Source organism: Brevundimonas sp. NPDC007368 (assembly GCF_042869015.1).
Lineage (GTDB): Bacteria > Pseudomonadota > Alphaproteobacteria > Caulobacterales > Caulobacteraceae > Brevundimonas.
This window is the reverse complement of record NZ_JBIAFA010000008.1, coordinates 56,197-66,582: the sequence shown is the minus strand read 5'-3', so window position 1 is coordinate 66,582 and position 10,386 is coordinate 56,197. Positions and strand designations below refer to the sequence as shown.

Genomic DNA, 10,386 nt, shown 5'->3' with positions numbered 1-10,386 from the left:
CCTTCAGATGCGCCGGCCAGTGCGGCGTGAACGCCCCAGGAGGCTCAATCACGTGATCGTCCACGCTCACAAGGATCAGGTCATCGACAGTCATGCGCACTCCTCCGCGTTTTCGACGCTGCCGGCCGCTCCGGGGAGCCCGGCCGCCAGCGTCGCTATTTTCAGAATGACATTCTATATGAAGAACAATCTTCACGTCCACGCCTGATTGCGCATGGCCTGGCCGAGACGGGTCACTCCGACGAAGCCCACGCCGCGCCGCTTTCCGCTCATGATCGTGAAGGATCAGGTCAGGGCGCGCGCCAACCGGTGCGAAACGTCCCGCAGGGCTTCGCCGATCTCGCCGAGGGCGGCGTCTTCATACTGCTCGCAAAGCATGACCCCGACGATGGTGAAGGTCACCTCGCCCGCCCGATCGAACACGGGGGCGGCAACGGTCTGGACCCCGCGCGTGAAATACCCGCGATCGACGGCCCAGCCGCGCACCTGCGCGGTCTCCACCTGCGCCCAGTATTCTTCGAACGTCAGCGGCGCCTGCCAGCGCAGCGGCTTGAACGCCGCCTTCAGCGCCCTGGGGGTCCAACCGAGATGCGGCGCCATGGCGCGTCCGGTGGCGGCCATCAGGATGGGCAGGCGCTGCCCCTCCGCCATTTCAATGCGCACGTCCGCAGGACTGGCGACGCTCTTCACCAGGACGATCTTGTCGGCGCCCAGCCGTTTCCACAGCGTCACCGTGATGTTGAAGCGCGCGGCGATCTCCGCCATGAGCGGCGCGGCGGCGGCGACCCTCTGGCCCTCGGTTAACAGCTCGCCGACCAGTGCGGTGAGGCCCATGCCCACCGTATAGGTCTTGGCCACGGCGTCGAATTCGACGATCTCCTCGACCACCAGGGTGCGAAGAATATTGAAACAGGTGCTGGCGTTGATGCCGAGCGCGCGTGAGATGGTGACGGAGCGAGTCGGCCCGCCGGCTTCCACCAGATACTTCAGAATCCGGATGGCGTTCGAGACGGGCTTGACCAGCACCATGCGCTCGTTCGAATCCGCAGCCTCCCCCGTCAGGTTCGTCTCGAACTCGTCGTCAGCGCCCAACGCCCTTGCTGTTGTCGATTCCGCCATAGTCTCTCCTGAAAGCCCTCATGCGCGCTGAAGAGCATCCTCGCCCGAACCGCGCCGCGTCGAAACGACGAGAATTCACCGTCCCTCCTCGCCACATTCTTCTAGTGACAGAAGAAGGGTCTCAATAGAGTAAAATCAATCAAAGCTTGCGCTGGACCCCCTGATGACCGCTGACCTCGTTTCACCCTGCCGCGGCTGCCAGATGAGCCGGACGCCCTGCCGCTTCGGCGCGGACGACTTCGTCGCCCTGAGCGAAACCGCCGCACGGGTCCGCCTCGCCTGCCCCGCCGACTTCGAAGGCGGTCCGCGCGTGGCGCATGGCGGATGGACGGCCGCCGTGTTCGACGACGTCCTGGGCCGCTTCCTGGTTCATACGGGCGTCAAGTCGGTCACGGCCACCCTCGCCGTAGATTATCTGCTGCCCGTGCCCATCGAACAGCCGCTCGAGATCCACCTGGAAATCGCCGCGCGGGAAGGACGCCGCAACCATCTGACCGGCGTCCTACGCCTGCAGGGAAGCGACCGTGACCTGGCCGTCGCGCGGGGCGTCTGGGTGGAGCTTCGCCCCGGCCATTTCGAACGCCATCAGGCGCGCATGGCCGAACTCGGAACCTAGAAAAACGCCCCCCGCTCCGTGCGGCCCGCGCCACAAGGGCGGCAGTGTGGGCGAGAGATCAATCCGGTTCCGCCTCGATGCGCACCAGGACGACGCCCTCGGCGACCTGCTCGCCGGCGACGGCCGCCAGGTCGGCCACCCGCCCGTCAAAGGGCGCCGCCATGCCATGCTCCATCTTCATGGCCTCCAGAGTCAGGAGCTTCTGACCGCGGCTGACCCTCTGGCCCTCCTCGACCTCGATCGCAATGACCTTGCCCGGCATCGGGCTGAGGACGACCCCGTCCGAGAGGCGCTCGCCCTCCCCCCTCGCCTCGACGCGACCTGGCCCAAACGGCCAGGCCTCGCCGTGAATGAAGAGAATCTCGCGCGCACCAACCGTTGCGACCTGTCCCTGTAAAGTCCGCGCCGCCTCGATCCGATGGGCCTGCCCCGCGATGGAGACCGAAACCAGGCCCTGGGCGGGAGCATTGGCTCGAAAGCCGGCCAGGTCCGTCCAGGCGCCGCCGTCGGGCCTGGGGATCAGGGCCGCCGCCGCCGCCGCCTGGACCGTGACCGAAGGCTCGACGTTGGGGACAAGGGAGTCGACGCCGCGTTCGATAAAGCCGGTGTCCACGCGTCCGGCGACGAAGCCTTCGTCGGCGGCGGCGCGCGCCAGGAAGGCCGCATTGGTGCGGACGGGCCAGACCTCCACGCGTCCGGCCGCCTCGGCCAGCTTGGCGGCGGCGGCCTGGCGCGTCGGGGCGTGGACGATCAGCTTGGCGATCATGGGATCATAGAAGGCCGTGACCTCGTCGCCTTCTTGGACGCCGGTATCGACCCGCACCCCTTCGGGCAAGCGCAGGCGTTCCAGGCGGCCGATCGAAGGCAGGAAGCCGGCGCTCGGGTTTTCCGCATAGAGCCGCGCCTCCATGGCCCAGCCGTTGATGGCCAGTTCGTCTTGACGTCGGGGCAGAACCTCTCCGGCGGCCGCGCGCAACTGCCACTCCACCAGGTCCTGGCCGGTGATCGCTTCGGTGACCGGATGCTCGACCTGAAGCCGGGTGTTCATCTCCATGAACCAGATGCGGTCGGCCCTCAGGCCCTCAGAAGCATCGGCTATGAACTCGATGGTTCCGGCCCCCACATAGCCTACGGCCCGCGCCGCCTTCACGGCCGCCGCACAGACCGCCTCGCGCACCTCGGGCGTCATGCCGGGCGCCGGCGCCTCCTCGATCACCTTCTGATGCCGCCTCTGCAGCGAGCAGTCGCGTTCGAAAAGATGCACGACATTGCCGTGGAGGTCGCCGAAGACCTGCACCTCGATATGGCGGGGCGAAGGGATGTACTTCTCGATCAGGACCCGATCGTCGCCGAAAGCGGCTGCAGCCTCGCGGCGGCAGGACTGCAAGCCGTCCAGGAAGTCTTCAGCGGCGTCGACCCGGCGCATGCCCTTGCCGCCCCCGCCAGCCACCGCCTTGATCAGGACCGGATAGCCAATGGCGTCGGCCTCGGCCCGGAGACTTTGGGGCCGCTGGTCCTCTCCCATGTAGCCGGGCGTGACCGGGACTCCCGCAGCGATCATCAAGGCTTTGGCGGCGTCCTTCAGACCCATGGCGCGGATGGCGGACGGCGGAGCCCCTACCCAGACCAGGCCGGCGGCGATCACGGCCTCGGCGAAGTCGGCGTTCTCCGACAGGAAACCGTAGCCGGGATGAACGGCCTCAGCGCCCGCGGCCTTTGCGGCCGCCAGCACCCGGGCGGCATCGAGATAGGATTCGCGCGCCGCAGCGGGGCCGATCGGCTCCGCCTGGTCCGCCTCGCGGACATGCAGGGCCCCGGCGTCGGCCTCGGAATAGACGGCTATGGTCCGGACGCCCATGCGCCGGGCGGTGCGGAAGACCCGGCAGGCGATTTCGCCGCGATTGGCGACCAGAAGGGATTTGAACATCAGAACCTCTATCCCGCTGCGAGAGCGCCGTGAGACGCCGCCCCGGCCCGGCGGTGTGTTTCGCCCACATAGTCGGCCATGGCCGCGTCCAAACGCTCCAGGACGGAATCCCAGCCCGCCCCGGGGCCGCAGCGAGCCATGGCCTGGTTGGTGTCCGCGATCAGCTTGCCCAGGTGCCGACGCGCCAGCTCAAGCTCCGCATCGGCCAGTCCCGACAGACCCGCTGCCTGCACTCCCTCCATCACATCCGGAACACGCCGAAGCGCGTCTCGGGGATGGGGGCGTTCAGACTGGCGCTGATGGCCAGGCCCAGGATGTCGCGGGTCTGGGCCGGGTCGATGACGCCGTCGTCCCACAGACGGGCGGTGGCGTAGTAGGGATTGCCCTCGTCCTCGTACTTCTGACGGATCGGCGCCTTGAAGGTCTCGACCTCTTCCGGCGTCCAGGCATCCGCGTCGCGGTGGACGGTGGCCAAAACCGAGGCTGCCTGCTCGCCGCCCATCACGCTGATGCGGCTGTTGGGCCAGGTGAAGAGGAAGCGCGGGCTGTAGGCCCGGCCGCACATCCCGTAGTTGCCGGCGCCGAAGCTGCCGCCGATCAGGACGGTGAACTTGGGCACCTCGGCGCTGGCGACGGCCGTGACCAGCTTGGCGCCGTGCTTGGCGATGCCCTCGGCCTCGTACTTGCCGCCGACCATGAAGCCCGAGATGTTCTGCAGGAAGAGCAGCGGAATCTTACGCTTGCAGGCCAGTTCGATGAAGTGCGCGCCCTTCTGGGCGCTCTCCGAGAACAGGACGCCGTTGTTGGCCAAGATGGCCACCGGCTGGCCCCAGATGCGGGCGAAGCCGCAGACCAGGGTTGCGCCGTACAGGGCCTTGAACTCGTGGAACTCCGACCCATCGACGATGCGGGCGATGATCTCGCGCACATCGTAGGGGGCGCGCACGTCCTGGGGAACAACCCCATAGAGGTCTTCCGCCGGATAGAGCGGCGCTCGAACGGGCGCCAGGTCGAGGTCCGCCCCGCTTTGGCGCGGCAGGTGCGAGACGATGTCCCGCACAATGGTCAGGGCATGTTCGTCGTTCTCGGCCACGTGGTCGACCACGCCCGACTTGCGGCCGTGGGTTTCGGCCCCGCCCAGTTCCTCGGCCGAAATGACCTCGCCGGTCGCGGCCTTCACCAGAGGCGGACCGGCCAGGAAGATGGTGCCCTGATTCCGCACGATCACCGTCTCGTCGGACATGGCCGGCACATAGGCCCCGCCCGCTGTACATGAGCCCATGACGCAGGCGATCTGCGGGATCGACTTGGCCGACATCCGCGCCTGATTGAAGAAGATGCGGCCGAAATGGTCGCGGTCCGGAAACACCTCAGCCTGGTGCGGCAGGTTGGCCCCGCCGGAATCGACCAGATAGACGCACGGCAGATTGTTCTGCTCGGCGATCTCCTGCGCCCGCAGGTGTTTCTTCACCGTCATCGGGAAATAGGCGCCGCCCTTCACCGTCGGGTCGTTGGCGACGATCATGACCTCGCGGCCCGAGACGCGGCCGACGCCGCAGATCATGCCCGCGCCCGGCGCCTCGTCCCGGTACATGCCGTTGGCGGCCAGTTGGCCGACCTCCAGGAAGGGCGAGCCGGGATCCAGCAGGCGCTCGACCCGGTCGCGCGGCAACAGCTTTCCACGCGCCACATGGCGGTCGCGGCTGGCGTCAGAGCCGCCCCGCGCGGCCTTGGCGACGGCACGGTGGAGGGTCTCCGCGAGGTCGCGGTTGTGGGCTGTATTGGTCTTGAACTGATCGCTGTTCGTGAGCAGTTTCGAAACGAGGACCGGAGCGCTCATGAGCCCAGCAGCTCGCGTCCGATCAGGAAGCGGCGGATTTCATTGGTGCCGGCGCCGATGTCATAGAGCTTGGCGTCGCGGACCAGACGCTCGACCGGCCACTCCCTGGTGTAGCCGGCGCCGCCCAGGGCCTGAACGGCCTCCAGCGACACCTTCACGGCGTTTTCCGAGGCTAGCAGGATCGCTCCGGCGGCATCATAGCGGGTGGTCTTGCCTTGGTCGCAGGCGCGGGCCACGGCATAGACATAGGCGCGGGCGCTGTTCAGGGCGACGTACATGTCGGCGACCTTGGCCTGCATCAGCTGGAAGCTGCCGATGGGCTTGCCGAACTGCTTGCGCTCGCGGACGTAGGGCAGGACCACGTCCAGCGCCGCCTGCATGATGCCCAGCGGACCGCCCGACAGGACAGCGCGCTCATAGTCCAGACCGCTCATCAGCACGCCGGCGCCGCCGCCGACCGGACCCATGACGTTCTCCTCCGGGATTTCGCAGTCCTCGAACACCAGTTCGGCGGTGTCGGAGCCGCGCATGCCCATCTTGTCCAGCTTCTTGGAGACCGAGAAGCCCTTCATGCCGCGCTCGACGATGAAAGCGGTGCAGCCCTTGGAGCCGGCCTCCGGGTCGGACTTGGCGTAGACGACCAGGGTGTCAGCCGAGGGGGCGTTGGTGATCCAGAACTTGGTGCCGCTCAGGACGTAACGGTCGCCCTTCTTGTCGGCGCGGGTGCGCATCGACATGACGTCCGAGCCGGAACCGGCCTCCGACATGGCCAGCGAACCGACGTGTTCGCCGCTGATCAGCTTGGGCAGGTACTTGTGCTTCTGCTCGGGCGTGCCCCAGCGGCGGATCTGATTGACGCACAGGTTGGAGTGGGCGCCGTAGCTCAGGCCGATCGAGGCCGAGGCGCGCGACACTTCTTCCATCGCCACGACGTGTTCGAGGTAGCCCATGCCGAGGCCGCCGAACTCTTCCTCGACGGTGATTCCGTGCAGGCCCAGCTCGCCCATCTCGGGCCACAGCTCGCGCTTGAACTCGTTCTTCTCGTCGATCTCGGCGGCGAGCGGGGCCAGCCGGTCGGCGGCCCAGCGGGCGGTGGTTTCACGAATGGCGTCGGCGTTCTCGCCGAGACCGAATTCCATGGATTGGAGCGCGAAGGGAATGCTCATGAAGCGTGCTCGAAATCAGATGTGAAGGGCGTGGCCGAGCGCCTTCAGGGCGCTCTCGTGGACGGCCTCGCCCAGTGTGGGATGGACGTGGATGACGCCGGCGACGTCTTCCAGAACGGCCCCCATCTCCATCAGGGTCGAAAACTCTCCCGCCAGTTCCGAGACGTGACGGCCCACCGCCTGAAGACCCAGGATCCGGTGGTCGGACTTGCGCGCCAGGACGCGCACGAAGCCGCCGTCGTCGCCCGCCTCCATCGACAGCGCCCGGCCATTCGCCTGGAAGGGGAACTGGCCGACGATGGTCTCGACGCCCTCGGGCGACTGGTCGGGCGTCAAGCCGACGCTGACGATCTCGGGCTCGGTGAAGCAGACGGCGGCGATGGCGACCGGATCAAACCGGCGTCTGTGACCGGCGATGATTTCGGCGACCATCTCGCCCTGGGCGGACGCCTTGTGGGCGAGCATGGGCTCCCCCACCAGATCGCCGATGGCCCAGACCTGGGTCGTCGACGTCGCGCAGCGGTCGTCGATCTTCACGAACCGGCCCTCCATCGCCAGGCCCATCTGCTCCAGGCCCCAGCCTTCCGTCAGCGGCTTGCGGCCCACAGTGACCAGGATGCGATCGGCGGGAACAATGACCGGTTCAGATCCATCAGCCGTCTGGATCAACAGGCCCGCATCATCCTGCCCCAGGGCCCTGGCCCCGAGGTGGACGTCGACGTCGTGCTTCGCCAGCCATCGCGACACCGGCTCAGTCAGCCGGCTGTCGTACAGCGGCAGAATGCGATCCTGGGCCTCGACGATGGTCACCTTCGACCCCAGCTTGGCGAAGGCGATCCCGAGCTCCAGCCCGATATAGCCGCCGCCGACCACCGCGAGGGCCGCCGGCACCTCCGTCAGGGAAAGGGCGTCGGTTGAGGAAATCACCCGGCCTCCGAAGGGGAGGAAGGCAAGCTCGACCGGGGTCGATCCCGTCGCCAGAATGACATGTTCCGCCTGGATAGACATCCTTCCGGCGGCGGTCTCGACCGTACAGGTCTTGGCGTCGGAAAAGGTCGCCCATCCCGTGACGACCCGAACCTTGGCCTTGCGCAGTAGGCCGCTCACGCCGCCGCTCAGCCGATCGACGATCCCGTCCTTCCAGCTCATGGTCTCGTCAAAGCGCAGGCTCGGAGGTTGGCTCAGGCGGATGCCGAAGCGCCCCGCCTCCCCCGAGGCCGCCGTCGCCTCCTCATAGAGGCCGGCGGCGTGGATCAGGGCCTTGGAGGGAATGCAGCCGCGCGTCAGGCAGGTGCCGCCCAGACGCCCGGTCTCGACCAGAACCGTGTCGAGCCCAAGCTGTCCGGCGCGAATGGCGGCCACATAGCCGCCCGGTCCACCGCCGACGACGAGGACCTTGGGTCTGAGGGTCTTGGTCATCGCTTCAGTCCATGAAGATCAGGGCGGGGTGTTCGAGCAGGCGTTTGACCCGCTGGACGAACAGGGCGCCGTCGTAGCCGTCGACGATCCGGTGATCGAAGGCGGAGGACAGGTTCATCATCTTGCGCACCGTGACGAAGGCCCCCTGCACCATCGGCCGGTCCACCAGCTTGTTGGGGTTGAGGATGGCCACCTCGGGATGATTGATCACCGGCGAGGAGGAGATCCCGCCGAGCGGTCCCATGCTGGTCAGGGTGATGGTCGAGCCGGACAGTTCCTCGCGCGCGGCCGTTCCGTCGCGCACGGCCTTGGCCAGCCGCGCGACCTCTCGGGCGCAGTCCCAGAGGTCGCGCGCCTCGGCGTGACGCACGACCGGCACGATCAGCCCGTTGGGCGTCTGCGTGGCGATGCCGATGTGCACGCCTTCGTGGGCGTGCAGCACCCCCGCGTCGTCGTCATAGAGGGCGTTGATCTGCGGGTAGTCCGGCAGGGCCTTGACTATGGCGCGCATGATGAAGGGCAGCAGGGTCAGCTTGGGCTGATCCTCGGTCCGGTGCTGGTTGAGGTCGAGACGCAGGGCCTCCAGCTCGGTCAGGTCGCACTCCTCGACATAGTTGATGTGCGGGATGCGGCGCTTGGCCTCCTGCATCTTCTCGGCGATCTTGCGCCTCAGGCCGACGATACGGGTGTCGTTCACTCCGGTGCGAGCGACCAGGGACGAGCGGGCGCCGCCCTCGCTGTCCGCCACCAGATAGGCCTCGAGGTCGTCGGGCGTGATCCGGCCCGCCGGCCCGGTGCCGGGGACCTGGATCAGGGACACGCCGAGATCCAGGGCGCGCCGACGGGTCGAAGGCGAAGCCAGCGGCGCCTCCCCCGCAGAACGACCCGATGAAGCACTGCGACGCAAGGCGCCGGACGGCGCGGCCGTCCTTTCCGAAAGGGCCGGCGCAGGAGCCGGAACCGGGCCTGGCGACGGGGCGGCGCCCATCGTCGCTTCAGCCGGAACGGGCGCCGTCGCGGCAGGCGTCTCCACGCCCGCCTCGCTTTCGAATTCGACCAGGACGGCGCCTACGGGCAGCATGCCGCCTACCTCGCCGTGGACGGCGACAACCACCCCTGCGACCGGCGAGCTGATCTCGACCGTCGCCTTGTCGGTCATGACCTCGACCAGGTTCTGGTCTTCCTCGACGACGTCGCCGACCTTGACCAGCCAGGCCACGACCTCGGCCTCGGCGACGCCTTCGCCGACATCGGGCAATCGGAACAGATACCGCCCCATGGCCTAGTCCTCCATCGTGCGCTTGAGGGCCGCCGCAAGCCGGGCGGGCCCGGGGAAATAGTCCCACTCGAAGGCGTGCGGATAAGGCGTGTCCCAACCGGCGACCCGCTGGACGGCGCTCTTAAGGTGATAGAAGCAGCGTTCCTGGACCAGGGCGGAAAGCTCTCCGCCAAAGCCCCCGAAGCGCGATGCTTCATGCAGGATGACGCATCGTCCGGTCTTCTTGACCGAGGCGACGATGGCGTCGACGTCCAGGGGCACGATGGAGCGAAGATCGATCAGTTCGGCGTCCACGCCGCTGTCCTCGATCCCCGCCAGGGCGACATGGACCATGGTGCCATAGGCCAGCACGGTCGCCTCGGTCCCCTCGCGCACGATGGCGGCCTTGCCGAGCGGCACGGTGTAGCGACCGGCCGGCACCTCGGCCATGGGATCGCCCGCCCAGGTCTTGAGCGCCTGTTCGTGACGCCCGTCGAAGGGACCGTTGTAGAGGCGCTTGGGCTCCAGGAAGATGACCGGATCGTCGTCCTCGATCGAGGCGATCAGCAGGCCCTTGGCGTCATAGGGATTGGACGGGATGACCGTCTTCAGCCCGGTGATGTGGGCGAAGATGGCTTCGGGGCTCTGGCTGTGCGTCTGGCCGCCGAAGATGCCGCCGCCATAGGGCGAGCGCACTGTGATCGGGGCCCAGAACTCGCCGTTGGAGCGATAGCGCAGGCGCGCCGCCTCCGACACCAGTTGGTCGAAGGCCGGTAGAATATAGTCGGCGAACTGGATTTCAGGGATGGGCCGCAGCCCGAAGGCCCCCATGCCGATGGCCGTGGCGACGATCCCGCCCTCGGAGATCGGCGCGTCGAAACAGCGGGTCAGGCCGTGTTTCTTCTGCAGGCCGTCGGTGACGCGGAAGACGCCGCCGAAATAGCCGACGTCCTCGCCAAAGATCAGCGTGTCGGGATCCTCGGTCAGCATCACGTCGAGCGCCGAATTCAGCGCCTGGATCATGTTCATCGTCGGCATGGT

At 67.5% G+C, this 10,386-nt stretch carries 9 protein-coding genes; 1 reads left to right on the top strand and 8 read right to left on the bottom strand.

What is annotated here, in order from left to right:
• Positions 1-285 precede the first annotated feature (285 nt).
• On the bottom strand, positions 286-1,119 hold the full coding sequence (locus ACFYLW_RS16045; protein WP_390183245.1) for an IclR family transcriptional regulator: 834 nt from the start codon (positions 1,117-1,119) through the stop codon (positions 286-288).
• Positions 1,120-1,282: 163 nt separating this feature from the next.
• Between ACFYLW_RS16045 and ACFYLW_RS16040 the strand changes: the two genes are divergently transcribed.
• Complete coding sequence (locus tag ACFYLW_RS16040) at positions 1,283-1,735, top strand: PaaI family thioesterase (RefSeq protein ID WP_390183244.1); 453 nt, start codon at positions 1,283-1,285, stop codon at positions 1,733-1,735.
• 58 nt (positions 1,736-1,793) lie between these two features.
• Here the strand turns inward: ACFYLW_RS16040 and ACFYLW_RS16035 are convergent, their stop codons facing one another.
• The 7 genes from ACFYLW_RS16035 to ACFYLW_RS16005 are packed head-to-tail and all read right to left on the bottom strand — an operon-like array spanning position 1,794 to position 10,383.
• Positions 1,794-3,662 carry a biotin carboxylase N-terminal domain-containing protein gene (locus ACFYLW_RS16035; protein ID WP_390183243.1) on the bottom strand — a complete coding sequence of 623 codons (1,869 nt, stop codon included), beginning with the start codon at positions 3,660-3,662 and terminating at the stop codon, positions 1,794-1,796.
• A gap of 8 nt (positions 3,663-3,670) precedes the next feature.
• Complete coding sequence (locus ACFYLW_RS16030; RefSeq protein WP_390183242.1) at positions 3,671-3,895, bottom strand: hypothetical protein; 225 nt, start codon at positions 3,893-3,895, stop codon at positions 3,671-3,673.
• An 8-nt stretch (positions 3,896-3,903) separates the two neighbouring features.
• The gene (locus tag ACFYLW_RS16025; RefSeq protein ID WP_390183241.1) at positions 3,904-5,502 is read right to left on the bottom strand and encodes a carboxyl transferase domain-containing protein; all 1,599 of its coding nucleotides are present in this window, start codon (positions 5,500-5,502) and stop codon (positions 3,904-3,906) included.
• Positions 5,499-6,668: an isovaleryl-CoA dehydrogenase gene (locus ACFYLW_RS16020; RefSeq protein WP_390183240.1), complete on the bottom strand. Its 1,170-nt coding sequence runs from the start codon at positions 6,666-6,668 to the stop codon at positions 5,499-5,501. Before ACFYLW_RS16020 ends, ACFYLW_RS16025 begins: the two co-directional genes overlap by 4 nt.
• Positions 6,669-6,683: 15 nt before the next feature.
• Positions 6,684-8,087, bottom strand: a complete 1,404-nt coding sequence (lpdA, locus tag ACFYLW_RS16015; RefSeq protein ID WP_390183239.1) for a dihydrolipoyl dehydrogenase — start codon at positions 8,085-8,087, stop codon at positions 6,684-6,686.
• A 4-nt stretch (positions 8,088-8,091) separates the two neighbouring features.
• Positions 8,092-9,366, bottom strand: a complete 1,275-nt coding sequence (locus ACFYLW_RS16010) for a dihydrolipoamide acetyltransferase family protein (RefSeq protein WP_312784988.1) — start codon at positions 9,364-9,366, stop codon at positions 8,092-8,094.
• Between the two features lie 3 nt (positions 9,367-9,369).
• On the bottom strand, positions 9,370-10,383 hold the full coding sequence (locus ACFYLW_RS16005) for an alpha-ketoacid dehydrogenase subunit beta (RefSeq protein ID WP_178828596.1): 1,014 nt from the start codon (positions 10,381-10,383) through the stop codon (positions 9,370-9,372).
• Positions 10,384-10,386 lie beyond the last annotated feature (3 nt).